The 25,122-nt window shown below is 42.4% G+C and carries 26 protein-coding genes and 1 pseudogene; 12 read left to right on the top strand and 15 right to left on the bottom strand.

Annotated elements, in window-relative coordinates:
- The 5 genes from HWQ43_RS17705 to HWQ43_RS17685 all read left to right on the top strand — a co-directional run.
- The coding region (locus HWQ43_RS17705; RefSeq protein WP_292736428.1) for an ATP-binding cassette domain-containing protein at positions 1 to 392 on the top strand (392 nt) is incomplete at its 5' end.
- Between the two features lie 96 nt (positions 393 to 488).
- The gene (locus HWQ43_RS17700; RefSeq protein ID WP_292736426.1) at positions 489 to 815 is read left to right on the top strand and encodes a DUF6825 family protein; all 327 of its coding nucleotides are present in this window, start codon (positions 489 to 491) and stop codon (positions 813 to 815) included.
- A gap of 195 nt (positions 816 to 1,010) precedes the next feature.
- Positions 1,011 to 2,696 carry an AarF/ABC1/UbiB kinase family protein gene (locus HWQ43_RS17695; protein ID WP_292736424.1) on the top strand — a complete coding sequence of 562 codons (1,686 nt, stop codon included), beginning with the start codon at positions 1,011 to 1,013 and terminating at the stop codon, positions 2,694 to 2,696.
- Positions 2,697 to 2,712: 16 nt separating this feature from the next.
- Positions 2,713 to 3,450 (top strand): Stp1/IreP family PP2C-type Ser/Thr phosphatase, encoded by a 738-nt coding sequence (locus tag HWQ43_RS17690; RefSeq protein ID WP_292736422.1) that lies wholly within the window; start codon positions 2,713 to 2,715, stop codon positions 3,448 to 3,450.
- Positions 3,451 to 4,085: 635 nt separating this feature from the next.
- On the top strand, positions 4,086 to 4,283 hold the full coding sequence (locus HWQ43_RS17685) for an NblA/ycf18 family protein (protein WP_104908243.1): 198 nt from the start codon (positions 4,086 to 4,088) through the stop codon (positions 4,281 to 4,283).
- A 458-nt stretch (positions 4,284 to 4,741) separates the two neighbouring features.
- Here HWQ43_RS17685 and HWQ43_RS17680 read toward each other — a convergent pair whose 3' ends face one another.
- The 4 genes from HWQ43_RS17680 to HWQ43_RS17665 form a co-directional block, all read right to left on the bottom strand.
- Positions 4,742 to 6,301 (bottom strand): serine/threonine-protein kinase, encoded by a 1,560-nt coding sequence (locus tag HWQ43_RS17680; RefSeq protein WP_292736419.1) that lies wholly within the window; start codon positions 6,299 to 6,301, stop codon positions 4,742 to 4,744.
- A gap of 374 nt (positions 6,302 to 6,675) precedes the next feature.
- The gene (locus HWQ43_RS17675; RefSeq protein WP_292736417.1) at positions 6,676 to 7,689 is read right to left on the bottom strand and encodes a glycosyltransferase family 2 protein; all 1,014 of its coding nucleotides are present in this window, start codon (positions 7,687 to 7,689) and stop codon (positions 6,676 to 6,678) included.
- Positions 7,690 to 7,914: 225 nt separating this feature from the next.
- The gene (locus HWQ43_RS17670; protein ID WP_292736415.1) at positions 7,915 to 8,361 is read right to left on the bottom strand and encodes a hypothetical protein; all 447 of its coding nucleotides are present in this window, start codon (positions 8,359 to 8,361) and stop codon (positions 7,915 to 7,917) included.
- 127 nt (positions 8,362 to 8,488) lie between these two features.
- Positions 8,489 to 9,742 carry an anhydro-N-acetylmuramic acid kinase gene (locus tag HWQ43_RS17665; protein WP_292736413.1) on the bottom strand — a complete coding sequence of 418 codons (1,254 nt, stop codon included), beginning with the start codon at positions 9,740 to 9,742 and terminating at the stop codon, positions 8,489 to 8,491.
- A 496-nt stretch (positions 9,743 to 10,238) separates the two neighbouring features.
- On the opposite strand from HWQ43_RS17665, the gene HWQ43_RS17660 reads away from it, so the two are divergent.
- Together HWQ43_RS17660 and HWQ43_RS17655 are read left to right on the top strand one after the other, a co-directional pair.
- Positions 10,239 to 11,000 (top strand): PEP-CTERM sorting domain-containing protein, encoded by a 762-nt coding sequence (locus HWQ43_RS17660; protein WP_292736411.1) that lies wholly within the window; start codon positions 10,239 to 10,241, stop codon positions 10,998 to 11,000.
- Positions 11,001 to 11,407: 407 nt separating this feature from the next.
- On the top strand, positions 11,408 to 12,610 hold the full coding sequence (locus HWQ43_RS17655; RefSeq protein ID WP_292736409.1) for an argininosuccinate synthase: 1,203 nt from the start codon (positions 11,408 to 11,410) through the stop codon (positions 12,608 to 12,610).
- Positions 12,611 to 12,725: 115 nt separating this feature from the next.
- Here the strand turns inward: HWQ43_RS17655 and HWQ43_RS17650 are convergent, their stop codons facing one another.
- A complete protein-coding gene (locus tag HWQ43_RS17650) occupies positions 12,726 to 13,355 on the bottom strand; it encodes a DedA family protein (protein WP_292736407.1) in 630 nt (209 codons plus the stop codon).
- Between the two features lie 481 nt (positions 13,356 to 13,836).
- Between HWQ43_RS17650 and HWQ43_RS17645 the strand changes: the two genes are divergently transcribed.
- Entirely contained in the window at positions 13,837 to 14,190 is a 354-nt protein-coding gene (locus HWQ43_RS17645) for an STAS domain-containing protein (protein WP_094348023.1), read from the top strand.
- A 488-nt stretch (positions 14,191 to 14,678) separates the two neighbouring features.
- On the opposite strand, the gene HWQ43_RS17640 is transcribed toward HWQ43_RS17645, so the two are convergent.
- Together HWQ43_RS17640 and rpsF are read right to left on the bottom strand one after the other, a co-directional pair.
- Positions 14,679 to 15,239 (bottom strand): Npun_F5560 family protein, encoded by a 561-nt coding sequence (locus HWQ43_RS17640; protein WP_292736404.1) that lies wholly within the window; start codon positions 15,237 to 15,239, stop codon positions 14,679 to 14,681.
- Between the two features lie 210 nt (positions 15,240 to 15,449).
- On the bottom strand, positions 15,450 to 15,809 hold the full coding sequence (rpsF, locus tag HWQ43_RS17635) for a 30S ribosomal protein S6 (RefSeq protein ID WP_194042163.1): 360 nt from the start codon (positions 15,807 to 15,809) through the stop codon (positions 15,450 to 15,452).
- A 380-nt stretch (positions 15,810 to 16,189) separates the two neighbouring features.
- Between rpsF and HWQ43_RS17630 the strand changes: the two genes are divergently transcribed.
- Complete coding sequence (locus tag HWQ43_RS17630) at positions 16,190 to 16,963, top strand: fumarylacetoacetate hydrolase family protein (protein WP_292736400.1); 774 nt, start codon at positions 16,190 to 16,192, stop codon at positions 16,961 to 16,963.
- Positions 16,964 to 16,966: 3 nt separating this feature from the next.
- Here the strand turns inward: HWQ43_RS17630 and HWQ43_RS17625 are convergent, their stop codons facing one another.
- Positions 16,967 to 17,443, bottom strand: a complete 477-nt coding sequence (locus tag HWQ43_RS17625) for a Tic20 family protein (RefSeq protein ID WP_292736398.1) — start codon at positions 17,441 to 17,443, stop codon at positions 16,967 to 16,969.
- 82 nt (positions 17,444 to 17,525) lie between these two features.
- Positions 17,526 to 17,723, bottom strand: a complete 198-nt coding sequence (locus HWQ43_RS17620; RefSeq protein WP_094348028.1) for a hypothetical protein — start codon at positions 17,721 to 17,723, stop codon at positions 17,526 to 17,528.
- A 602-nt stretch (positions 17,724 to 18,325) separates the two neighbouring features.
- On the opposite strand from HWQ43_RS17620, the pseudogene HWQ43_RS17615 reads away from it, so the two are divergent.
- From HWQ43_RS17615 to psaI, 3 genes and pseudogenes are all read left to right on the top strand, one after another.
- A pseudogene (locus HWQ43_RS17615) lies at positions 18,326 to 18,664 on the top strand (hypothetical protein); the annotation flags it as partial.
- A complete protein-coding gene (locus HWQ43_RS17610) occupies positions 18,650 to 21,511 on the top strand; it encodes a hypothetical protein (RefSeq protein ID WP_292736434.1) in 2,862 nt (953 codons plus the stop codon). The pseudogene HWQ43_RS17615 and the gene HWQ43_RS17610, both read left to right, overlap by 15 nt.
- A 257-nt stretch (positions 21,512 to 21,768) precedes the next feature.
- Complete coding sequence (psaI, locus tag HWQ43_RS17605) at positions 21,769 to 21,918, top strand: photosystem I reaction center subunit VIII (RefSeq protein ID WP_292736396.1); 150 nt, start codon at positions 21,769 to 21,771, stop codon at positions 21,916 to 21,918.
- A 171-nt stretch (positions 21,919 to 22,089) separates the two neighbouring features.
- Here psaI and HWQ43_RS17600 read toward each other — a convergent pair whose 3' ends face one another.
- The 6 genes from HWQ43_RS17600 to HWQ43_RS17575 all read right to left on the bottom strand — a co-directional run bounded on the left by HWQ43_RS17600 (position 22,090) and on the right by HWQ43_RS17575 (position 24,496).
- Positions 22,090 to 22,209, bottom strand: a complete 120-nt coding sequence (locus tag HWQ43_RS17600; RefSeq protein ID WP_012411803.1) for a photosystem II reaction center protein J — start codon at positions 22,207 to 22,209, stop codon at positions 22,090 to 22,092.
- A gap of 71 nt (positions 22,210 to 22,280) precedes the next feature.
- Positions 22,281 to 22,403, bottom strand: coding sequence for a photosystem II reaction center protein L (locus HWQ43_RS17595; RefSeq protein ID WP_094332364.1), 123 nt, complete (start codon positions 22,401 to 22,403; stop codon positions 22,281 to 22,283).
- An 8-nt stretch (positions 22,404 to 22,411) separates the two neighbouring features.
- A complete protein-coding gene (psbF, locus tag HWQ43_RS17590) occupies positions 22,412 to 22,549 on the bottom strand; it encodes a cytochrome b559 subunit beta (RefSeq protein ID WP_015115279.1) in 138 nt (45 codons plus the stop codon).
- Between the two features lie 9 nt (positions 22,550 to 22,558).
- Positions 22,559 to 22,807, bottom strand: a complete 249-nt coding sequence (gene psbE / locus HWQ43_RS17585) for a cytochrome b559 subunit alpha (RefSeq protein WP_012411800.1) — start codon at positions 22,805 to 22,807, stop codon at positions 22,559 to 22,561.
- Between the two features lie 193 nt (positions 22,808 to 23,000).
- Positions 23,001 to 24,020 carry a photosynthesis system II assembly factor Ycf48 gene (locus HWQ43_RS17580; RefSeq protein ID WP_292736371.1) on the bottom strand — a complete coding sequence of 340 codons (1,020 nt, stop codon included), beginning with the start codon at positions 24,018 to 24,020 and terminating at the stop codon, positions 23,001 to 23,003.
- Positions 24,021 to 24,160: 140 nt separating this feature from the next.
- The gene (locus HWQ43_RS17575) at positions 24,161 to 24,496 is read right to left on the bottom strand and encodes a rubredoxin (protein WP_094348032.1); all 336 of its coding nucleotides are present in this window, start codon (positions 24,494 to 24,496) and stop codon (positions 24,161 to 24,163) included.
- Positions 24,497 to 25,122: the final 626 nt, after the last annotated feature.

Genomic DNA, 25,122 nt, shown 5'->3' with positions numbered 1-25,122 from the left:
GGATTAGTTATTTCCGGACTGATTACCGTGATTCACTAATCAACGAATCGCACTTTCTCTTTAAATACGATGACGTTCACAAAAACGCCTCTGTACTGAGTGGAGGTGAATTAGCAAGATTAGCGATTGCTATGATTAGTATCTCAGAAATCGATCTACTGATTCTCGATGAGCCAACTAATAACCTGGATATTGAAACTGTTGAACAAATGGTAATAGGTATCAATGATTACCAAGGAGCGCTTTGGGTAATTTCACATGATATCGATTTCCTCAGCCGGATTAACATTACCCAAGGGTTCAAATTGAAGGAACAAACTTTGCAAATGACGGTTTATTTACCAAGTACACCTGAGCAATACTATCGAGAGTTGCTGGAATGTCATAAATAAAGCGATCGCCAACGCCAAATTTCTGGCTCTACAATAGAAGCCGCAAAGCATACAGGCAAGTTATAATTCTCTTGCGGTGCAACGTAACAAAAATTTATGAGTAATCCCCTTGTGCAAGCCTTTTTCGTAGGCAGAGCGGTAGCAGAAGTAGTTAATGAGCGTTTAGAGGTCGCCTTGACCGATGCTTTGAGTGATTTGGGCAAATTTGATGCCGAAGCTAGAGAGCAGTTACGCCAGTTTACAGAAGAAGTCCTAGAACGGGCAAATCGGGCAGCAGAATCAGCTAATGCTGGTCAAGCTACCGCAGGTACTGGGCAAGCCACTTCTGATTCTGGAGACTTGCAAGCAGATATTGACGAATTACGAGCAGAAATTGCCCTGTTACGAACAGAATTGCAACATTATCGCCGAACTTCTGCATAAATTTTAGTCATTAGTCATTGGTCAAAAATTATGCACGAATGACATAGACGCGCCAGCTGCTACTCTACGAGTTCTCCGAAGGAGTACCCGCAGGGTAAGACAAATGACAAAGGACACTTAAGAAAAAACAGTTTAGGAATCAGAGTGTCTTTTCTTCCAAGTGATTCGGTTGCAAACCAACGGTACACAAAGTATATGGAACAAGGTTATTTAGATAAGGCATACCGTTGGAATCGGGAAAAATACTCTAGCAAACGGCGTTTTGTGGACATTTGGTCTTTTGTCTTGACCTTATTGTTCAAACTTTGGCTATACAACAAATCTTGGAGTTATCCGGGTGGTGTGACTGACGCAAAGCAAGCTACAAGACGCAAAACCCAAGCGGTCTGGATTCGCAATACCCTACTGGATTTAGGGCCAACCTTTATTAAAGTTGGGCAACTGTTTTCTACCCGTGCTGATATATTCCCTGGTGAATATGTAGAAGAACTAGCCAAGTTACAAGACAAAGTGCCGGCATTTAGCTATGAGCAAGTAGAAGCGATCGTTGAGAAAGAACTAGGCAAAAAAATTCCTGAACTCTTCCATAATTTTGAACCTATTCCCTTAGCTGCTGCTAGCTTGGGGCAAGTACACAAAGCTGTACTACATACTGGAGAATCAGTTGTTGTCAAGGTGCAACGTCCTGGACTAAAGAAGTTATTTGAAATAGATTTACAGATTCTCAAAGGAATTACCCGCTACTTTCAAAGCCATCCCAAATGGGGACGGGGAAGAGATTGGTTGGGTATTTACGAAGAATGTTGTCGCATTCTTTGGGAAGAAATTGATTATCTTAATGAAGGTCGTAACGCCGATACTTTTCGCCGGAACTTTCGCGGCTACGATTGGGTGAACGTCCCCAGAATATACTGGCGTTACGCCTCTTCTAGAGTGCTGACTTTAGAATATCTCCCTGGAATTAAAATTAGTCAATACGAAGCTTTAGAAGCAGCAGGTTTAGATCGAAAGGCGATCGCTCGTCAAGGCGCTCAAGCCTACTTACTACAATTACTCAATAGTGGCTTTTTCCATGCCGATCCTCACCCAGGCAATATTGCCGTTAGTGCAAATGGTGCTTTAATATTCTACGATTTCGGCATGATGGGGCGAATTAAGTCCAACGTCCGTGAAGGACTGATGCAAACGCTGTTTGGCATTGCCCAAAAAGATGGCGATCGCGTTGTGCAGTCTCTGATCGATTTAGGCGCGATCGCCCCAACGGATGATATGGGCCCAGTGCGGCGTTCCGTGCAGTACATGCTCGATCATTTCATGGATAAGCCCTTTGAAAACCAATCAGTCGCGGCAATCAGTGACGACCTTTACGAAATAGCTTATAATCAGCCATTTAGATTTCCAGCAACTTTCACTTTCGTGATGCGAGCCTTTTCTACCCTAGAAGGGGTAGGCAAAGGCTTAGATCCAGAATTTAACTTTATGGAAGTTGCCAAACCGTATGCAATGCAACTTATGACTGATATGAATGGTTCTGAGGGGAATAGCTTTCTTAACGAATTAAGCCGCCAAGCAGCTCAGGTAAGTAGTACCGCCTTTGGTCTACCACGTAGATTAGAAGATACATTAGAGAAGCTAGAGCAGGGAGATATGCGCTTGCGCGTTCGGTCTATAGAAACCGAACGCCTGCTGCGGCGACAGAGCAGTATTCAACTCTCAATAAGCTATGCTCTGTTAATCAGCGGTTTCACGCTTTCAGCTACTATTTTAGTGGTTAAGGATTATGTATGGTTGGCACTACTGCCTGGTTTAATTGCAGCAGCACTTTCAGCAATCATGATCCGATTACTTTTACGCCTCGACCGTTACGATCGTATGTATTAATTGTTGCAAAAAAATTATGAAACTTAATTTCACGGGTTTTAGCGATCCGGGACTTATTCGTTCTAATAATCAGGATGCCTACTATATAGACCCAGAAGGACGATTTTTTGTTGTCGCCGATGGCATGGGTGGTCATGCCGGAGGTGAGGAGGCAAGTCGGATTGCTACTGGAGAAATTCAGGCGTATTTGGTAGCAAATTGGGAAACTTCTAAATCTTCTCAAGAATTGCTAGAGCAAGCTTTGTGGGGCGCTAATGAAGCGATTTTGCATGATCAGCAAAATCATCCCGAACGTGCCGACATGGGTACAACGGTTGTAGCAGTGATTTTTCGCGCTCCAGAGTCGCCTTGGTTCGCTCATGTTGGCGATTCGCGGCTGTATCGCTTCCGAGAGTCGCACTTAGAACAGGTGACGGAAGACCACACTTGGGTAGCACGAGCAATCAAAATTGGTGACATCACCTTAGATGAAGCACGATTACATCCTTTTCGACATGTATTATCGCGCTGTTTGGGGCGCGAAGACCTGCATCAAATTGATGTGCAACCACTAGATGTAAAAGTTGGCGATCGCTTGCTGTTATGTAGTGATGGTCTTACAGAAGAACTTGTCGAGCAGAAGATTGCTAATTGCCTCCAAGATAGTCCTTGGCTTGATAAAGCAGCCATCTCTCTTGTTGAGGCTGCCAAAGAGCATGGAGGGCACGATAACATCACAGTTGTCATCGTCTCGCTTGAAGAAAACAGTCATTAGTCATTGCTTTTCCTCTAAGGACAAAGGACAAATAACTAATCCGGTAAATATACTCAGTAATTTGTTCAGCGTGAGCATTTTTCCTTTTTACAATTTGATACAAATATTTTTAGCCTCTAAAATGACCTAAAGAGGCTAGATTTGTATAAATTGGTAAATTGACATCTTGCACGTAATAAGGTAAAGAGACTATAATTTACGCTTATTACCATTAATTCCCCAACCTCCTTACAATCTCCGCCCTCCGAAGCTTCCTCCACGCTTGGGGAGACAGCATCTTAGGCTTTTTCAACAGAAAGACTAAGAGAGGTTTTGCATAGCACTAGATATTCTCTTTAAAGGAAATTTGTGCAAAGCAGGAAGGAATGAGGTAGGTAGTTATACTTATCTAAGACCAAATAGAGCTTATTTTCCGGAATATAGTTCAGATGACTTGGGTGGTATATCAGTAGGATTAGGTGCAAGATATCAGAGCAGAAAAATTCCACACTTTGGATGTGGGCAATCTGTCAAACAATTGTTATCTTTCGTAATACGGAGGAACAAATGTTGGACAGATATGAGTCCAAATATTACCCCATTTGGACTTCTGTGAGCGATATCACCTTTACGCGTTGTTTTTTCGGAGTTAATTTATGAATCAACCAATGAAACTATCCTTGGAACAGCAATTCAGCATCTGCTCATTTTCTACTCAGGTGCAAAATATGAGCCACGATCAAGCTAAAGACTTTTTAGTCAAGCTCTATGAGCAAATGGTCGTGCGCGAGGCAACTTATCAAGAGCTTCTTAAGCACCAGTGGGGCTTAGATTCAGGTTCCACTATGGCATAGAGTCGTTCTACTGTCGCAGTGGGCGACCTCCTTCTCTTGCTTGGTTCCAAGGAGGAAAAGAGCTGGGGATGTCGGGGCGTCAACTTCGATAAACAATTCCACAAGATGGCGTAAAAGTTCAATTCAGGAAATTAACTAAGAACGAGTAAACATTGTCTACGGCATATCTGCTGGAGTCTAGACTAACTTTAGCATTGCAGGCTAAATCCGTTGTTTACTTTAGCCAAACTTCTTCTTATTTCGTCTAGTGGGAAAATCACACCTGCATAAATTGACAATCCACTGGAATATTTACACAGAAAGATTCAGAGATAATTTTGATACCCCTGCTTAAGCAGCTAATGATTTCACTCTTTATACATATAACTAGAAGTTACATCTTTATATATATTTTGTTTATAAAACGTTACATTCTGGGAGCGACCACCTATAAAACACGTAACATTAAGAAATTATGCCTAGCTGGAAAGATCGTATGGAGAATCTGTATCAATACTTTCCAGTTTTGTTATAATCTGGGGCTTAATCTTTTCGTACTCGTTTTTGAGTAAACTTTTACTAATTTGCGGGTCGGCAGAGGACATCAACGTATTGCTCATGGCGACCCACTCTTGCAGTCGTTGGCGCTGGGCAGAAGCGACGCTGGAAAGTAAGATGTGGATACAGCGATTTGGTGCTTCTCGTGCAAAGAATAAGAGGCGGTAGTAACCTGTGTCCTGTAATAACCGGGCAATTTCTTGACCAAGGCTGGTTTTGAGATCGAGGTAATAAGGCAACCATTTAGCGCCATGCTTGCGATTGTAGATGACAGTAATCCATAGCAGCATGGGATGGGGGATAGAGATGAACAGAAATTGGTTATAGCGGGTACAGAGTAAGCGTTTTTGAATTTCTTCTTGCGGTAGCATCACCCACAAAGCTGGTAAAACCTCCCCATTGGTATGAATGGGCTGGGGAAACACAATATCGGCAATTGGTTTATTTTTGGGCCAAGAAATGGCACGAGCGATTTCATCGTTGGACCAGGATACCCGCAAATCGGCTTTGGTCTTTTGTTCAAGCTCGGTGCTAGCTGTAGTAGTAGGAACTAGGGCATGGCTGGCTTGCTGAATTTTGCGTGTATGCTCAGGCTTTTCTTTTTCTAAAGATGCTAAAACTCTGAGGATTTCAGTAATACTTTGGGGGCGATCGCCTGCTCTTTTAGCTAGACAACTCATCACCAAATTTTCAATTTCTTTTGGTAGTTCTAATCCAGGCGCAGCCTCAGCAAAAGAACGTGGTTTTTGATAGTGATGTGTTTTATACCACGCACCAAAAGAGTGAGTTGGTGCCACCAGTGGCATTTTGCCTGTGAGCATCTCAAACATCATGACGCCCAAACTATAAATATCAGCACGGTTGTCTAATTCCTTACCCTCCATCTGTTCGGGAGAAGAATAAGCCAATGTTCCCAAATAAAATTTTGTATGGTCGCCATCTGACTGTAATAACTTAGCAATACCAAAATCTAGAACCTTGACCAATTCTCCAAAACTGGGATCTTGAATCACCAGCATATTGCTTGGCTTGACATCGCGATGGATAATTGGGCAAATAGTGCCATCAACCGGGATGCCATCATGGGCGCACTGTAACCCCAAGCTGAGTTGACGCGCCATACTGAGGAATCTTGGTAAAGGTAATCGTTGCTTGCGAATAATATTGTTCAGGCTTTGTCCTTGTAAGTATTCCATGACATAGAAGGGGGTGTTATTGTCATCTACGCCATAGTCCATAACTCGGACAATATGGATACTTTTTTGCCCTAGTAAAGCACAGGTTTTGGCTTCTCGCTCAAAGCGGTCTTGCAATCGCATCTTTTCATTTTGGATTGATAGAGCCAGAAACTTAACCGCAACAGGTACACCTCCCAACAATGTATCTTTAGCACGATAAACCCGACCCATTGCTCCAGTACCGATTAACTCTTGGAGTTGGTAGCGTTTGCTGAGTAAGCGACCAATGTTGGGGTCTGACATAGAAAATTCGACTCCAAAAGCAGATTGTAAATGTTTGGGAGGACAAGTGCATTCAAAAATTGTGGTGTAGTTTTAGTTTGCCCAATTTTGACTAATGCGCTATCACTCTTGGCATCTCCTCTTCTCTACGTGATGTTGCTTTGCGTTGGGAGAAGACAGCACTAATTTGGCTACACGAAACCTTACCTGCCTTTGTAGGTTAACAAACCCTTAAATTCGCATTAGTCCACGGAGGTAGGCTTTGTTTGTGTAATAGCGAATTATATTTGCCCAATACTTTTACAACATTTTCTGATTACCTAATAATCTTTTTAACCTTTCAGCTAATTATTACTATATAAGGATGCATTTGTTATTGATAAAACTGTAATAGTCTAAGTGGTAGTTTTTCGTTTTCTCTGTTGGTTAGGATAAATATCAAAACTTGATTTATTATTCATCACATAGTATTGAATTCGACGTTCGATAATACTATTAAATCGGGACATGAAATCATAAAAAAAACCCGGATATTTCCTGATTTCTGTGAATGCTGTTAACCATTTTCCTTGTTTTATCGGTTCTACAACTTGAAGATAAGCTAGATTTTTCTTATAAACTGAGAGATTATAAGATAGAGCATGCATTAGAGTCGGATTCTTTTTCACAATGTCTTGTTGCATGAAAGAAGTAGTAGCTTTGCAGTATTGATTTAGACGTGGTAATTGGCTTTGATATACAAGTGAACCAGGGCGTGAACGGTAGAAATAATAGGGTTTTGGCTCAATAAAAAACCTAGCTCCTTTGATTAAGCATTTCATATCAATCCAAAAATCTTGACCCATTCTAATTTCTTCATCGTACTCGATGCCGTTCTTAATCAGGAATTCTCGTTTGAATAGAGGCTTGCTTAAGCCAAGATGCAACCCTGGTTGCCCATAGACATCATTTTCTACAAAATAAACTATATCAACTTGGATAATTTTATCTATACGTTCTCCACTTTCTTGAATTAATGTACTCCAAGGAGATGTTACACCATCTTTGATCAAATAAACATCATCAGCAATCATGTCTGCATTTATTTCATTTGCCAAAGATACAAGATTTTCTAATCTTTTGGGAGCATACCAATCATCTGAATCAAGTACAGCAATCCATTCTCCTTGGGCTGCTCTAAAGGCACGATTACGTGCAGCCGCGGCTCCAAGATTTTGCTGATTAACTATGACTTTGAGACGTTGATCGGTGAAACTTTTAGCGACTTCTACAGTTTTATCACTTGAGCCATCATCGACTATAATAACTTCAATGTCAGTGAGAGTTTGCTCTAAGGCTGACTCTATTGCCTTCCCAATATAAGTTTCAGTATTGTAAGCAGGGATAATAACGGAGACTTTAGGATTCACGAAACTGAACTCCTGACTACATGATTAGGAAAAATACTAAAATCCTGACGATAATTTGATCATTTCTTTTTTACTATACAACTCAGTAGGTTGGTGAGAATAAACGATGAGTGGTTAAATTTGGGCAGAAGATATTAGGCATTGGTAAACCAGTGCGTTGCCAGAGTTTTTTGAAGAGCGGTTTTTGGCTTAGAAGAACAGTAAAGCGGTGAGGCAGCGATGCTTTTAAGCTGACTGACGCTCTAGGCTAGCTTCCATTGTGTTAGTTAAAAAATGACCAGCCAAGATACCACTACTGAGGTAATATGTATCTTGCGAAATCCGGTGTAGGGTTTCAAAGCCACTACGACGCTGACGATCGCCTAGTACCCAGTAACGCTGTACGATAGTATCCAGACCAATCCAGCCTTCGCCTTCAACCTGCCCCAAAATATTATGTTGTAGTAAAAAAGTATACTGACGCTCTCCATCATGCAACCGCCCCTTATATTGCAGAGAGATTTCAGAGCGATCGCTACCTGGGAATATCAGTTTTGTAGCCATAGTGAACCAGTTATCTCGATTCCAAGCGACCAAGGTCATACCCTTGATGCTGATTGGCATACCATTACGTTCCAGCCAATTTCCTTCCATTGCCCAGCGTCCTGGTTCCAATAAAAAAGTATGAGCCACCTTTTATTCCCTGTCTTGCTCGAGTGCCGCCAAGACTATAGTTATAGCAGTGCTAAGTTACGAGTGCTAAATTGCGAGTGAAGAATGAAGAAATTTTTTATCTTATTTATTGTTCCTGACTCAGCATTCAGGACTGAGCTTGGTGAATTTCTCCCAAAAGTACTTCTTGAGGTGCACCTGTGGCAGTAGGTAGGTTGCCAGGAATACCCAGATGTCGCCAGTAGGCTAAAACCGCAAAGGCGATCGCTTCTTTAAAATCTGCACTCAAGCCGACTTCATCTGTCGTCGAGACTGGTATTGACGCCAACAACATCTGTAATCTTTGTTTCAAATAGAGATTGCGACTACCACCACCACATAATAGTACTCGTTGTGGCATTTCTGGCAAAAAAGTGCGGTAACTGTGAACAATTGAAGCAGCTGTCAGTTCTGTAAGAGTTGCCAGTATGTCAGCAGGATTGAGTTGATATCCTTGAGCATCTTTTAAACACTGATGCAGGTAAGTCACACCAAATAACTCGCGTCCAGTGGATTTGGGTGGCGGTAGATGAAAGTAGTCTTGATTGAGCCATTGTTCTACTAATGGATGGCAAGGAGTACCACTTGCTGCCCAATTGCCATCTTCATCATAAGTTTTAGCACCAGCACTTAAATGCTCCACCGCTAGATCCAACAGACTATTTCCTGGGCCAGTATCCCAAGCGCGAATTTTTGAGAGCCAGTCACCATGCCGAGGCGGAATATAAGCAACATTGCCAATACCACCAATGTTTTGAATACAACGCCCCTCCAGGGGATGACTAAGTAAATAAGCATCGACTCTGGGCACAAGAGGCGCACCATGACCACCAATAGCAATATCAGCAACGCGGAAGTTGCTCACAGTTGTAATGTTCGTAAGATGGGCAATTAATGCACCGCGTCCTAGTTGAAGACTGTAACCCAAGGGAGTACCCAGTGCTGTTAACGGATAGCTAGGGTTTAGCCCGTGAGGATTGAGCATTTCTCTCGCCCTGCTCTCCTGCCCCCCTGCTCCCTCTTTGGGTGGTCGATGATAAACCGTTTGACCGTGGGAGCCAATCAGAGTGGCTGGCTGATGACCAATTTGAATATTTTGGGCGGCTTGGGCAAAGACTTGAGCGATCGCATCATCTATTTCTGCTAATTCTGCCATTGAGATGGCAACGCCTGCACCAACTGCTAATATTCTTTCTCTGAGTTCAGCTGGATAGGGATATGTTGCCCCAGCTACCAACTCAACTTTGAGATCCAATTCTGTGCCGGAAATCTCTACCAACGCAGCGTCTATGCCATCTACAGATGTACCACTAATTAAACCGATAACGCGAGTAGGGACAACAGCTTTTTCAGTTGGATGCATTTATCAAGATTCTTTAGTTGATTGCAAGAGTTAGTTTAATTCATGTTACTAGCTATGTCAAAAACACTCAGTTGGAGTATTTGACTACAGAAAGACGAGTAGAAAGAGAAAGGGAAGAATGTCAAAAACCATAATAATGATCGCGAATCTATTTCTATTTATCAGCAAACAGCGAATCTTAAACAGTCATATCCGTTGTCTTTATTAATCCTTAATCAGGACAATATCCGAAAATACAAATTCTTAATATATACGCTCTAACTTTACAGTTTTTTTATCTTCAGATAAAGAACAGATACTCTATACAGTTTGTCAGCAAGGGAAACTACTTATCTATCTTCGAAAATGGAGCAAATTATGCACTAAAAACATGAATTTTCCAGTAAATATAAATCCAGTAATTTCATCCTATTCTTTCTGCTGGAAGACATTACATAATAAGTTCAAATCGCACAACCGAATTGTTCAACAAGTAAAAATACAAAATTTCAAAATTATGTCTATTACAAAAATTGCTTGTATCGCTGCTCTATCTTTATCTGCAATCTCCTCATTTATCTATGCAGGTTCTGCCCAGGCTATATCCTTCCAAGTAACCACTGGTATTGCAGGCCCTAATGGAGAAACTGACCAAGGTGCTTTTTCTGAGTTTACTCAACTTCCTGGTACGACAACTGTTAACTTCAATAATGGTCAAGCACCAACCACTGGTTTTGCTAAATACTCATTTGAGAATAACAATGGAAGCAGCAGTGTCAGGTCAGATGTATGGGCACCTGCCGGGGCAACCGGTGAGGTCAATAATGGGAAGTATTTGGCAGTTTTCAACGGCGATGAAGTCACAATCAAACTTGCAAGTTCCCTCAATTATTTCGGTATTGATTGGGGAGCTATCAGTTCTGGTAACGTTTTTTCCTTCTACAATGGCGATAATCTGATCAAATCATTTACAACTGAGGATGTGAACCCAGTTGCTCCAATTCGTGCATCACAGCATGGCGGTGAAGGCAACGGCTACCTTCACTTCTACTCAGATAGTAGCAACGATATTTTCAACAAGATTGTCATTACCCAAGCAGGTGGTGGTGGATTTGAAAACGACAACCATTCTTTCCATCTAGGAACTGACAGATTTACAGGTTTTGACCCTAAGTCAGTTCCTGAGCCTAGTATTACATTAGGTATGCTGGCTGTAGGTGGTATGTTTCTACGCAAGCGCAAGAACGAGAAGTTGCAAACTGTAAAGCAATCTCATTAAATATATCAATCTTAGCTCTGTAAGATTTTCTTTACACTCTACCCTTAGTCGATACAAGCATTTCAAAACTTAGTTAATATTAAATACAAATCAGGGTGAGCTTACTTAGGTAAACTCACCCTGATCCTTTTGCCATTTATAATCGGGCCTTCTTCTACAGCTTGCTACGCGTAGCAAGCTGTAGAAAAATTATGTAGCAACGATCCCGCAGGGTGGGCAAATTTTACATTTGTACAAGAGGTCTACTCAATACTGCTTAGAGCTTAACCGAACTGTGTTGAGAGTGAACTGTAATTCTGACTCCTAGCTCCTAAATCCTCCCATAGGTTGTTGCATGAATAAAATATACGTGGATTAGTTTAGATATAATAATGACTCATTCTTTGTTGTCCTAACTGGAGAAATTAATGGGTCGCGCCAAAAAGGTTGTCCTGGCATATTCTGGCGGAGTGGATACCTCAGTTTGCATCCCCTACCTGAAGCAGGAGTGGGGTGTGGAAGAGGTGATTACCCTAGCAGCAGATTTAGGTCAGGGAGATGAATTAGAGCCAATCAGAGAAAAAGCTCTGAAATCGGGTGCAAGTGAATCCCTGGTGGCGGATGTCAAAGACAGCTTCGTTAAAGATTACGCCTTTGGAGCTATTCAAGCCAACGCCCTTTATGAAAATCGTTATCCTCTAGGAACTGCCCTTGCTCGTCCACTGATTGCCAAGGTATTAGTAGAAACAGCTGAAAAATATGGTGCTGATGCGATCGCTCACGGTTGCACTGGCAAAGGCAACGATCAGGTTCGCTTTGATGTCTCTGTCACCGCCTTAAATCCCAACCTGAAGATCCTTGCACCAGCCAGAGAATGGGGAATGAGTCGTGAGGAAACGATCGCTTATGGGGAAAAGTTTGGTATTCCTTCACCAGTCAAAAAATCTTCCCCCTATAGTATTGACAAGAATTTGCTCGGTCGTAGTATTGAAGCTGGTTTACTCGAAGATCCGTCATTTGAGCCACCAGAAGAAATTTATGAAATGACTAAAGCGATCGCTCACACTCCCAACGAGCCAGAGTATATCGAAATTGGTTTCCACGGTGGTATTCCTACAACCCTCAACGGTATAGTCAAAAAGCCAGTTGAGCTAATTGAAGAACTCAATCAGGCGGTAGGAAATCACGGCATCGGACGGATCGATATGATTGAAAACCGTCTGGTAGGGATCAAATCGCGGGAAATCTACGAATCACCCGCAATGTTGGTGCTAATTCAGGCACATAAAGATTTAGAAAGCTTGACTTTAACGGCAGATGTCACCCATTACAAGCGTGGGATTGAAGAAACTTACAGCCAAATAGTTTATAACGGTTTGTGGTACAGTCCGCTCAAAGTTGCACTCGATGCCTTTATTCAAAAGACACAAGAGCGAGTCTCTGGAACTGTACGAGTGAAGTTATTCAAGGGCAACTCTACGATAGTTGGGCGTTCGAGTGATAATTCCCTCTACACTCCCGATTTAGCAACCTACGGAGCCGAAGACAAATTTGACCACAAAGCTGCTGAAGGCTTTATATACGTTTGGGGATTACCGACTCGCATTTGGTCACAGCAGGTCAGGGGTTAAGAGTTAGGAGTTAGGAGTTAGGAGTTAAAAAAGCAAAATACAAAAGTAAAAGTTAAAAAAATTCACTTTTTACTTTACTCCTCACTCCTGGCTCCTCACTTAGTTTATGCTTGACTTACTCTTCTGCTGCACCTTTAACCTGGCGAGATTCCAGCCACAGGGGCACAACAATTAAGGCAACAAGGATTAGTAACGCTGCGATCGCAAATTGACCCACCCAAGCAACCAATTGTTCTAAAGAGACTATTTTGCCAGCAAAAAAAGCTAATGTCACCATCAAACTAGCCCAAGCAACTGCTCCTAGAAAGTTGTATAAAAAGAATTTTCCAAAGGGCATTTCAGCTATACCAGCTAGTGGTGCAGCAAAAACTCGTAACAATGCCAAAAAACGTCCAAAAAACACCCCTTTAGCAGCATTTTGACTAAATTGCTCTTTAATACTCAGCAGCCGCACTTCAGAAATCCGAAAAATGCTGCCAACTTTTACCAGAAAAGCCCAACCGCTAACTCTACCAATCCAATAGCCACAAGTGCCACCAATGACAGCACCCATGATTGCGTCACCGAGAACCAGCCAGAAATTTAGTTCATCGCTGCCAGCTAAAAACCCGCCCACCAGGGTCACGGTTTCACCAGGAAGGGGAATGCCTAAATTTTCTAGCAAAATTCCCAAAAAAATCGCCCAATACCCGTAATTATGAGCAACTTCCTGGATATTTTCTAGTGAAATCAGCTCTAAAGACATTCCGCACCGCCGTCTTTACAAATTTTTACTTTTACTATATCTTTGCTTGTTTTTGGGTGGGGTGTCAATCAAACTAATACATAGAGTCATTAAGTCATTAGTTTTATACTGAATAATCCATAGATTTTATTCTATGGTAACTCTTAACTTTTGACTATTAACTATTTTTTGGCATTCCTACCACATGTTCATAATTTATTAAAAAAAGATTAAAAGTTTTATAGAAAATTTATAAATATCGGTTTAAATTGTGAAAATTTTGTAAAAGATACGGTTGATACCGAAATTGTTAGGCGCTTATGCCTATATTGATGAAAGTTATCATAAATTATACGACATGAATACTGAAATAATCTTTCTCAACTGTAGGAATACAATTGCCCAAATATCTGGGTAAAAGGTCATTTCACCGTTGGAAGAGAAGAAGTATTGATGTCTTTTTCAATTTTTTGTCAAGTGTTCCAATTACCCTGTTAAATTCATGGCTTTCACACAAGAACTTCAAGTGATTTTGTTTAAACCCCAAGGAAGCATAGATTTGGAAGGCGGTAAGGCTTTAAGCGAACAGATGGCTGGAGTAGTCCCTCAAGCTTATCAACTATGGGTTATCGACCTAGCAGAAGTTAACTTCATGGACAGTTCTGGGTTAGTTCCTTTAGTAAAAGGGTTAAAAGCTGCACGTCAGAGTGGTTGCCGCTTGGTTCTATGTAACGTACAAGCTCCTGTACGGTTGATTTTGGAACTTACCCAACTCGATACAGTGTTTGAAATTTTTCACACTTACCAAGATATTTTTACCACCGTCAAAGATAACAGTCTGGTGCTAGCAGACTAACTAATAAATCTACCTATAGAAGGATGGCAAAGTCAAGCAATATTTGTATTTTTTCACATTCTCCAAGATAACAGTCTGGTGCTAGCAGGCTGATTTTCTTTCTTGTCTAGAGAAGAGTGTTGGCGAAAACTCATGTCTTTGAGCTAGGTAGTATAAATTACATGATGAATGAATCTGCTTATTGGAACTCCTCTATCTAAAGCAGTAAAGTCAGAAATGGCCAAAAATGCCCAAAGCAAATGCAACTGTTTGTGACACTCCCCAGCGTTTTAAATACAGGGTTGTGCAAATTACTCTAAGCTAATTGCTTTATATGGGACGTAACTAGTGAAAGCAAGCAGGAGGTAAGAATGGTTAAAATATCAGCGTTTGCGTTACTTTCTAACTCTATAGTTATGTTTGCCTCAATCTACCACTTGGATGCCTCCAAGACGCTTTGATGCAACAATTTCTTATCTCTTATCTTAGATTCCACCATAATGGTAATTTTAGGCATTCTGGGGAGTCGAAATATTAGTTTGTTCGGATGCTGGGCGGGGAAAATTTGGTAAATCAATACCGCTGTGACTGGCATTGCGAGTTTTGAGTGCTAAACGGTAACTCACACTTTGCAGTTCTGCTTGCAGTTGGCGGTTTTCCCGTTGTAGCATTGCTACTTTTTCTCTCACTGGCGTCATCCGCTCCTCAAACTTCCGACGGTAAATTTGAGGCAACTCTTGTACTACTTGCTCTAACATCCGAGTGCGATCGGTAAGTTCTTGAACTGACTGTCGCAATTGATAAATTTCGGAGTCACGAGTTGTAATTTGCTCTTGGTAGAACGCCACCTGCTGTTCCACAGCTTGGAGTTGTTCTTGTAAAGCGTGTAACTGGCTCAGATCGCGCTCAAATTCCGGCTGCTGAGGCATAAAACTAGTGTTACCCTTTACCAGCCGGAAGAGTTCTTGAGATAGTTGTTGTACTAATTGATCGCGAAGTTGCAACTCCTGGCGTAGCTGCGATACTTCCGTCGAGAGAACTTGAATATTTGGTGTATCAGATTGGCTCACAGTAGCTTAAAGCTCCCATTCAGAATCTTGTCCACTCTTAGGTATAACTGCGGGAGTACTACCTTTGGCAAGTATTTGTTAATTTAGCATTCCCAAATAAGTCACGAAAAAAGAAAAAGACAAAATTTTATTGAATGGGAGTGGGGATTGGACATTTAGTTTCTTCCCTAGCTACTAGTTCCTAGTCCCTAGTCCTCAGTCCCTAGCCCCTTAAACTGTTGCAGGTGTTGCAGCTACTTTAGTGGGCTTTTCTTTTTCCTCTTTGGGGGGTTTTTCTTCTTCAATGTCCTGCTTAATTGTCAAATAGCGAATCACTTCTTCACTCAAACGCATGGCACGTTCAAAGGGGGCGATCGCAGTTGCAGGCGCACTGTAGTTTAACTGGATGTAGATGCCATCCCGGTGTTTTTTGATTTCGTAAGCCAGACGGCGCTTACCACGATTTTGAATTTGGATCTCTTCAGCGCCTTGATCGCGAAGCAAATTCTGATATTTCGTAACTGCTTGCTCTACCTGTTCCTCTCCGAGGTCAGGACGGAGAATGTACATTGTTTCGTAATTTGTAGTCATATTTTTCTGTTTCCTCATGGACAAAAGTGGCTGCTGATATTAATTTATACCTGACTTCTATTGAAAATGCCAGTATTAATCAACATCTGAAGCAACAAGGAACTATAATCTTACCAGTTTTCAATTTGAATCATTAGCCAAATCGCCAAAGTTTGGATTTTTTGGATGTCGCTAATGAAAACTAGGTTGGGAGGCAACCCCGATATTTCTTTCACAAGATCGATCGAGCTATCAGCTTCGCTAAGGGGTATCTTTCTTTAAGGACATCTGATAGCGATCGCTTTTTTGCTCAAGGCTCAATTGGTTGGCTAAACAGCTAACTGACGATTGCTTCCTGCTCACAGCTTCTAATCGCAGAAAAAAGGATATTCATCAAGGTTATGGCGCAGCGCTACGTGCGAATTCAAAATCCAGAAGGACAGATTTACTATGGGTTACTACAGCTATCCCTGAATGTACAGGTGCTAGATGCTCCACCCTGGTTACATGGACAACCCACTGATTTAACTTTGACACCAGAAAATTACCAAATTCTGGCTCCCTGCGCTCCCTCAAAAATTGTGGCGGTGGGTAAGAATTATGCAGATCATGCAGCCGAAATGGGAACTCCAGTACCATCTGAGCCACTAATCTTTCTTAAACCACCTACGTCGATCATTCCATCTGAGAGGGAAATTAAGTATCCTCCGCAGTCACATAGAGTTGACTACGAAGGAGAGTTAGCTTTAGTGATTGGCGATTATGCCTTTGAATGTACGCCAGAGGTAGCCCAAACCAAAATTTGGGGCTACACCATCGCCAATGATGTAACCGCGCGGGATTTACAAAAACAGGATGGTCAATGGACGCGAGCTAAAGGTTTTGATACTTTCTGTCCCTTGGGACCTTGGATTGTCCGGGAATTAAATCCAGGAGCGAGATTGCAAACTTTTCTAAATGACGACGCTAATCCAGTCCAATCTACCTGTATCGATCGGATGGTATTTTCCCCCGATGTTTTAGTTTCCTATATCAGTCAGGTGATGACGCTACTCCCTGGTGATTTGGTGCTTACAGGTACGCCGGAGGGTGTAAGTGCTTTGCATCCAGGCGATCGCGTCCGCGTAGAAATTGAAGGTATTGGTCGCCTGGAAAACACCGTAGCGGCCCGTTAACTTCTAACGCACTTGCATATACACTGCATCAGAAATCGCCGGAATTTCTGCATAACGTCCGCTCACAGACTGGATGACTGAATATGCGACTGCTCCCACTATGCCGATAAAAATGGTTGTGGATAGAGTTTGGATTGCAAAACCACCAGAGGGAACTAGTCCCACAACATCAGTTAGGATGCTAAACAAAAAGATGATGATGTCCAAAAGGATTGCTTGCATGGTGTTGAAACGAATAAAGTGACTAATTTTTTCGTTTCTTACTACCAGCAAAAATAAAGCAAAGAAAATAATCATTCCTGCATAACGCACGCCGTAGTAAATTCTCAACAATGGCAGAAGCGGCAGAAACAGTAATTGTAATGGTGGAAACTCTGAGAGCAAATATCTACCAAATACAAAAACCTCAATTAGAGGAAGCAAATAAGGCAAGGAAGAAAAAATCCGATCTGAAACTGTTGTAGACCCGCGCCAAGACATTATGCGTTCTCCTGTGGTTAAATTTTTAATAGTTACTTGAGCTTAGGATAACGCAGTTGCTAGGTCTTGCTGAGAAATTCAACTATTCTATATGGGCGATGCGAAAGCCCATCATGCACTCATACTGGTCTGGTTGCTGTTGAGTAAGTTTGCGAATGGCTTGACCACAGCGCAGTTGACCCCCACGCCAACGGGGTTGACCGCTCCCGTCAGCGAGTAAACAAGACTGGCAAACTTGCTCAGGGGCAAGGATTTGCTCGTCCATTAAAATGACTAGCATCGAATCCCTCCTGTAAATCTTCATTGTCAACCCACATTTCACTCAGGGGAAGACGTGTTTTGTAGCGGTTCAAAGAGCCACTTCAGATAGATTGGATGCGTTTTGTGTGGTTAAGTGTTGTGATTTGCGATGGGCTTTGCGCCTAACTTGGGCGATCGCAGAGGACACTTAAGAACCGCATCCTACCTCTTTGTAGCAAAAATGTGGGTAATTACGATTCAATAACAATTCTCAAGTGAATTTAAATTTATTGTACGTTGTGTCTATTGCAAAGTGGAAATTTTAGTAAAAAATAATACAAAAATTTTTGCATTAAGTTGAGCAAAGATAACTAACGGTATCCATTGCATCCCAGTTAATTTAGCACTAGGATATGTCAAACTTAATATTCAGAAAACAACAAAAGCTTTACGCACAAGCAACACGGCGACTTATTGAAATTCCCTTGAGGTGAGTAGTTAAAGTGTGTGAAGTCAAGCCAGTAAAACTGAGTTAACTTGATAGCCATTTAAGTGAGGCATTTCTAAAATACTGAGGTAAACTTGCAAGCAAGTTAATACACAATATTACTCAGCGGCTCGTCGGTCTGGGCATCACTTACAATGGAACACTGGCAATTTCTGATACAGAAACAAGGCGCTCGCTCGTGGCATATCCTAGAATCGCCAAATTTGGAAATTTTGGAAGGACAGTATAGAGTTTTGGCTCGTTCTAACCTTCTTAATACAGACGTGGAAGTGCGGGTAACTCACTCTTCAACCGAGGAAGTTCAACCAATGCGGCGAATTTTCAAGCGATCGCGTCGCACTAATTCAGAAGGCTTAATGGCGGTAATTCCTTTTACCTACTTCCAGCCGGGAGTTTGGGAGTTGCGGTGTTCCGGCGATTTGATGTCGGATCTGCTCGGTAAATCTTGGCAATACAGCGTGCAAGTGCAAGTCTTCTCGCTGTTAGCAGAGAGAGAACCGAGGAAAAATTTAGGATCAAGTTCAACCGACGATCGCCCAGATACTGTTTCTGAAAACTTGGAATGTAATACCCTAGCAGAAACTGCAATTACGTTATTTACGTTTGAGAAAGCGATCGCAATTTCTGAAGAACTGGCAATTACTACAAATGGCAACCTTGCTACCACTGTTGCACCTGATGAAGAGAACTTGGAATCTAATGCTCCAGCAGAAACTCTGATTGAGCTAGATCGAGCGATCGCAGTTTCTGAAGAACTGGCAATTACTACAGATAGCAACCTCACTGTTGCGCCTGATGAAGAGAACTTGGAATCTAATGCCCCACCAGAAACTGTAATTGAGCTAGATCGAGCGATCGCAGTTTCTGAAGAACTGGCAATTACTACAAATGGCAACCTTGCTACCACTGTTACACCTGATGAAGAGAACTTGGAATCTCATGTCCCACCAGAAACTGTAATTGAGCTAGATCGAGCGATCGCAGTTTCTGAAGAACTGGCAATTACTACAAATGGCAACCTTGCTACCACTGTTGCACCAGATGAAACGGAAGAAGATGAAGATATAATTATCGATCAGCCTGTGAGTCCTGTGTGGCTCAAAGGAGAGACGGCAGAGCAGATTTTACAAAATTTAATAGATTTAGCTTTACGCGCCTCTGAACTGTTGCCCAAAGATGAAAAGGTTACAGATTCTTTGGCAACACAACTACCGCCACCATTACTGCTAACTTTAAGTCAGGATAATTATATTGCTCGTTGGGGACAAGCTCTTATAATCAACGGGTACATAGAATTCCAAGAAAAGACAAATCTAGATTGGGATGAAACATCATCTCCAAAAAGCTTGCGGGCGCTTGAAGTAGAAATTGAACTGCGATCGCCCAAGAACTCGAAAATCTTGACCAAAGTACGGCAACCCTTATCAGATAAGGAGTTGCCCTTTACCATCAATACCTCAATTGATATTCCTGCTGATTGTGAATCCAAGCTAATTTTGGCAGACATCAGTTTGTATGGTAAATTCGCCGATGCTGGTGAAGTCATGCCGTTAGCCAGCCAGTCTTTTACCATTACAGCAGATGTAACAGAATTACTGGCAATCACAGCTGCAGCAAAATCCAGTACATCTTTAAATAACCTCGTAGCAACATCGGACTCATCTGCTGCTTTCACAGAAACAGAGACACCAGTTAGGCTCGATTTGAAACTATTAAATCTGGTCAAGACTCCAAAAACAAAACAGTCTCAGATAGTTAATCTATCTTCAAACACACCTTTACCAGCGCAAATTAACCTGCAAGTTCTGCGAGAAGCTAGCCTGCGGACATCTAAGCTCAAGAATTCAAGCATTTCGTTGCCTCAATTACCGAAACTGCCGCCTATTCAAAGTGATGCCAACATTCCCACAGATGTTGTTGCAGAACCACAGACACCGGAGGAGCTTGTAGAAAAGGATGCCACTATAGCCACCATCAACTTGGAGCAGTTGGTCATCAAGCAACGTCGAGTGCCAATAATGGACACTACTTTGCCATACTTGAAACGGCTACAAGCTTCACCAAATGATGCCGAAGAAAAAGTAAAAAACAATGTTCTTCCAGATGCATTAGAAGTTAAAGCGGCTGAAGACTTTCCAAAGTTGGACGCAACTATGGCTGAAGATGAAAATACACCTGAATTAGTAGTAGGTGATGCACAATTTCAGGAAGAATCTGTTTCTGAAGGCGAAGCCTCGCAAAATGCACAATTTCAGCAGGAGTCTGTTGCTGAAGTCGAAGCCCCGCAAAATACACAATTCCAAGAAGAATCTGTTGCTGAAGTAGTAGCCCCGGAAAATGCACAATTAATTACAACAGGAAACCTTTATTCATCTCCCTTGCTCAGGAAGTGGATGCAGAGCCAAGGATACTCTTTGCCTGAATCTATCAACGATCTTCAACCTCAAGATTACAATAACTATGTTTCACTACAGCAGATACCCCTTCCTCCTAGTGCAGAAAATGCGAATGTTGATGTTAACTTGCCGTTAGACCTAGATGCCAACACGGAGAATAATTTGAGTGAAGGTTGGAGTAGCTCACAACTCCTCCTGACTGAAACACGCAAGGAACATGAGACATGGGAGGAAGTTGAAGGGTTGGCTCCTGAACAGGAGGACTTTGGGGAAGATATAGACACAGCGCAGGAAGTGGGACTGGAGAACGGAGAAAATAGGGAAATAGAAACAGTACTAGAAGAACCAACAATCTCATCAGCTCAGTTAACACAAGTACCGCCCCCTCCTCCTCCGATAAAAATGAATATAGCGTCAGCTTGGTTGGCGCAAGAAATCGTTGTAGATGATACAGATACCGGACTCGAAGGCGATACCGCTACAAGTGACACCTCTGAAGAAAAGGAGCAACCACTGTTATATTCATCTTCTTCCTTACCTCTAATTGCAGCAGCCACTGAGCCTTTGCCAACTCCACATTTGTATGTGCCAGAAGGTGAATTAATTGCTGGCAAGTCTGTCATAGTGCGCGTAGTACTGCCGGAAGTACCTCTGCAAGTTGTTGTCAAGTTATGGCTTGAAGATTATCAAACTCGCTACTTACTAGATGGTCCCCATTTATTGACAAATTTACTTCCTAATGCTTCGGGAAAGTTGGAAGTGATGACACAATTAAACATTCCCTTTGGCTGTTTGGAAATTCGCTTAGGAGCGATCGCACTCGATCTAACAACCCAACAGGAGAGTCACAAAGTCACAATAGTGCGAACCGTGATTCCTCCAGACTTGCCAAGCTTGCAGCTAGATGAACTCCTGGGTATGTAACTCAGGTATGAGGGGCATTGGGGATTGGGCACAAGAGGCGGAGGGGCAGAGAGGCAGCACTTCTCTACGAGAGGCTGCGCCAACTGCTACGCTCAGTGACCTAGGGGCAGAGGGGAAAGAACTTGTACAAGAACTCTCATCTGCTCCCCTGCTCCCTATCTCCCCTGTGTTAAAAATATGAAAGAATTTCAAAAATTTGGCAGAATTTGCAGTAAGCTCATCTTGAATTGTAGTGTGATTTCATAGGAACCTTTACTATGGCAACTTCTTTTTTACCTACTGTCTTGGCTAGTACTTCGTACTTGTCTGCTATCTTGGTGCCCATAATTGGTTGGGTTTTGCCAGGTGTAGTCTTCGCGTTTCTGTTTTTATACATTGAAAGCGACGATATCAGCGATATCAACTGATACTGATGTAGTCATTAGTCATTAGTCATTTGCAAAAAACAAATAACAAAGGACAAATGACCAAAATTAATACCGCCCATCTCATAGAGACAGGCGGTTTTTTTAACGTTGATTTCTCAACAAATGCTAGAAAAATTCTAACTTATAGTATTCGGTTCAAACTAACTAATGTTAAATCGAAGAACCGAGTCCGGCGTAGGCACCATAAAAGAAAATGCCCAAGACTGTAATTATACCTAAACCTGCGATCGTAGCGACGACCCACAGGGGAATTCTCCCACTTCCAGACACAGCTTTTCTCCTCCCTTAACAACAAATCAACACACGTTCAATAAACAAAAACTAACAACAAGTAGTTCCAATTAGTTAAAGAAGTAACTGGAAAATAGAATCCCCAGAACGAAAACTAGTAGTAGTCCCAGGTATAGCGAAGTCCGGTTTAGTTCAACCGGCTGATTATTGGGATTGGGCGATCTTTCTGCCATAGTTGCTCCTAACGTTGAATAAATTGCATTGCGGCGATCGCGCCCAAAAAGAATACAGTTGGTACACCTAAAGTGTGAACTGCCAGCCATCTAACGGTAAAAATTGGATAGGTAACTGGTTGATTGATGTTATTGCCGCTAGTCATGATCTCAAACTACTTTCCAATAAATTGTTCAACTTGTTTTTTAGCTTCAAAACGGTTCTTCACAATGGGCACTTCTTGCCGTGCTGGTGTGAAATACTCGTTGGGACGGGGTGTACCAAAAGCATCATAAGCCAGTCCGGTGCTGACAAATAGCCAACCAGCAATAAATAATGCCGGGATGGTGATGCTGTGGATTACCCAGTAACGAACGCTAGTAATGATGTCCGAAAACGGACGTTCTCCAGTGGTACCTGACATTTAGATCCCTACCTTATACATAGAGTGTTATTGAGTTTATTATCCTACAAAGATAAGAAAGAGTTACAAGTTGCAACGTTCTTCTCAGAAATTGTACGTTGGGAATGGGGCATGGGACATTGGGCATTAAGCATTCTTCCCCTGCCTCCCCTGCCTCCCCTGCCTCGCCTGCTCCTCTGCTCCTCTGCCTTACTTAAGCCGCCTCTAGGGAAGTTGCTTCAGGATTTGGGAGATATTTGAGCAAAACGCCGCGATCGCCAATTATAAATCCCCGCTCTGGCTCTAAGAACACAATCTTGTACAAATTAGCCGCAACTTCTTCTATGTCACGGTCTTTTTCCCAGGTTTTGCCACCGTCGCCACTCCGTAGCAAATTACCGCTACCGCCACCTACCCAAATTTCATCGGGTGTACGATATGCCAAATCCAGTAAACCCCAACTGGTGGATAACTCTGGATATTTTGCCTCTTGCCATTCTTCAGGTTTAGTTGGGTCACTAAACTGAACTTGACCTCCTCTAGCTAGCAACCACAATTGCCCATTTTCACCAAAGCCCATATTTTCTACGCGCCGAGAACTATTACGGTTATGGGGAACCCAAGCATCTTGGCCTGGTTCCCAAGTCGAGTAGAAACTACCCTTAGCAGAAACAGCAACATACTTACCATCAGCAGAACGTTCCAAGTTACGCACCACACCCACTGCTGATTCCACCTGGGCTTTCCAGTTTTTGCCGCCGTCTGTGGTCTTATATATGGCTCCTACATCAGTAGCCATTTCAGCTGTATTGTCTGCTAGCGCCTTAACTGCGATCGGACTACCTGGTAACTTTTCGCTCAGGGGAATACGTGACCAAGAAGCACCTTCATCGGTAGTGTGTAGTAACAGTCCAGGCTCTCCGGCAATCCAGCCTTCTTTGCCTGTAAAACTTACTGAGTCAAAGCGATACTTCTGCTCATCCAGTTGCAGTATTATTGGTTTCCAGGTATTACCACCGTCATTGGTTTCCAATAGGGTGGCATTGCTACCGACTAAGTAGCCATGCTCAAGGTTATCAGTAAAAGCAATATCCAATAAATTCGAGTCTGTTGGCACAGAAATTACTTTCCAAGGGTTGTAGCTAACAGAAGGGACTTGGCCACAACCTATGCACATCACGACTACTATTAACAAGGCAAATATTCGTTGCCAACCTTTCACAATTGAATGCATCAGTATTTCTTAGTTATTTCTAAATTTTTGTAGGAGTTGGCAGCCAGGATGCTGTAAGTCCTGGCTTTTTCATTTTGAATTTTGTTAGCGCAGTGTAAAGCTTCTGGTAGAGAGCGTTATTTTGAATTGCTTAAAGGCTGTCATTGTAAGCCGTAAAGACTGATAAAAAACAAGAAGCCAAGAGCCAAAGCACCAAAAATTAGGATATTTTTTTGGGTTGGCGTTAGGTTGTTAACACCCAAACCATAACCGAGATTTTCTTTAAAGCCGGATGCAGTACCGGCAGGGCCGATGTTGGCAAAAGCGGTCTTTTTAGCAGAACAAACTGGACAGCGCCAATTTATGGGCAGTTCTGCAAAGCTTGTCCCTGAAGCAATATCATCTTTGTCGTCTCCCTTTTCGGGTTCGTAAACATAACCGCAGGCGCGACACTCGTAGCGGTCTAACACCGTAGTCTCAACAGCTGGTTCGCTCATGGCTAAGGCCTCGCAAAGGAGAAATCTTAAATATACGTTAAAAATTATGACATAATTGTTAGACTTTTCTATCACTAGCAAAAGCGAATCAAATACCTGAAGTCCGTCTGTTTCCCAGATTTCAGAAAAACCAAACAGATATAATGTAAAAGAAAGTGTGCGAGTCGATGTCGCTCGTCATGAGTCAAAACAACCAAAAAGGGGGGTTTTGCAAGCAAGTGTCCAATGCTTGTCCTCATCTCCAAGGGGCGGAATAAGTAATTATTCTGTTTCACAGCTATGGAGAAAAGTCCAACTGCTCTGGTAGCCACAAGCCGGAAAGGGGGCAAGAGGAAGATTGGAAGGGTAAATGAAAATGAACTCTCGTCGAGGCTTCGTTAGAACAAGGCTGACCGGAAGTGGCTAAACACGGCAGTGTTGGGAATAGAGTGATGGTCACTTTCACCCTCACCAAAGGCATTGAACCGTTATTTTTCAATGCATAAGGACACCAATTTCCCCGGAGTATAAGAGAGTACCCTCCCCAATCGCATCTCATGCGTGCGGAACGAAGTAACCCCAATGGGGTCTAGCTGAAATCTTTATCCAGTTAGTAAGGAAGGAGTAATCCGACCCAAACCCCCAGT

The organism is Nostoc sp. JL31 (genome assembly GCF_017114965.1).
Lineage (GTDB): Bacteria > Cyanobacteriota > Cyanobacteriia > Cyanobacteriales > Nostocaceae > Nostoc > Nostoc punctiforme_A.
Note: the sequence above shows the minus strand (reverse complement) of the source record. Positions and strands in the feature narration are given on the sequence as shown.

Coding starts and splice junctions, on each gene's coding strand:
- HWQ43_RS17665 (WP_292736413.1), bottom strand. CDS start 9,742: ATGCATCCAACTGAAAAAGCTGTTGTCCCTACTCGCGTTATCGGTTTA.
- HWQ43_RS17630 (WP_292736400.1), top strand. CDS start 16,190: ATGGCGCAGCGCTACGTGCGAATTCAAAATCCAGAAGGACAGATTTAC.
- HWQ43_RS17645 (WP_094348023.1), top strand. CDS start 13,837: ATGGCTTTCACACAAGAACTTCAAGTGATTTTGTTTAAACCCCAAGGA.
- HWQ43_RS17680 (WP_292736419.1), bottom strand. CDS start 6,301: ATGTCAGACCCCAACATTGGTCGCTTACTCAGCAAACGCTACCAACTC.
- HWQ43_RS17625 (WP_292736398.1), bottom strand. CDS start 17,443: ATGTCTTGGCGCGGGTCTACAACAGTTTCAGATCGGATTTTTTCTTCC.
- HWQ43_RS17620 (WP_094348028.1), bottom strand. CDS start 17,723: ATGCTAGTCATTTTAATGGACGAGCAAATCCTTGCCCCTGAGCAAGTT.
- HWQ43_RS17660 (WP_292736411.1), top strand. CDS start 10,239: ATGTCTATTACAAAAATTGCTTGTATCGCTGCTCTATCTTTATCTGCA.
- HWQ43_RS17575 (WP_094348032.1), bottom strand. CDS start 24,496: ATGAGCGAACCAGCTGTTGAGACTACGGTGTTAGACCGCTACGAGTGT.
- psbF (WP_015115279.1), bottom strand. CDS start 22,549: ATGACTAGCGGCAATAACATCAATCAACCAGTTACCTATCCAATTTTT.
- HWQ43_RS17655 (WP_292736409.1), top strand. CDS start 11,408: ATGGGTCGCGCCAAAAAGGTTGTCCTGGCATATTCTGGCGGAGTGGAT.
- HWQ43_RS17595 (WP_094332364.1), bottom strand. CDS start 22,403: ATGGCAGAAAGATCGCCCAATCCCAATAATCAGCCGGTTGAACTAAAC.
- rpsF (WP_194042163.1), bottom strand. CDS start 15,809: ATGACTACAAATTACGAAACAATGTACATTCTCCGTCCTGACCTCGGA.
- psbE (WP_012411800.1), bottom strand. CDS start 22,807: ATGTCAGGTACCACTGGAGAACGTCCGTTTTCGGACATCATTACTAGC.
- psaI (WP_292736396.1), top strand. CDS start 21,769: ATGGCAACTTCTTTTTTACCTACTGTCTTGGCTAGTACTTCGTACTTG.
- HWQ43_RS17580 (WP_292736371.1), bottom strand. CDS start 24,020: ATGCATTCAATTGTGAAAGGTTGGCAACGAATATTTGCCTTGTTAATA.
- HWQ43_RS17650 (WP_292736407.1), bottom strand. CDS start 13,355: ATGTCTTTAGAGCTGATTTCACTAGAAAATATCCAGGAAGTTGCTCAT.
- HWQ43_RS17685 (WP_104908243.1), top strand. CDS start 4,086: ATGAATCAACCAATGAAACTATCCTTGGAACAGCAATTCAGCATCTGC.
- HWQ43_RS17695 (WP_292736424.1), top strand. CDS start 1,011: ATGGAACAAGGTTATTTAGATAAGGCATACCGTTGGAATCGGGAAAAA.
- HWQ43_RS17700 (WP_292736426.1), top strand. CDS start 489: ATGAGTAATCCCCTTGTGCAAGCCTTTTTCGTAGGCAGAGCGGTAGCA.
- HWQ43_RS17690 (WP_292736422.1), top strand. CDS start 2,713: ATGAAACTTAATTTCACGGGTTTTAGCGATCCGGGACTTATTCGTTCT.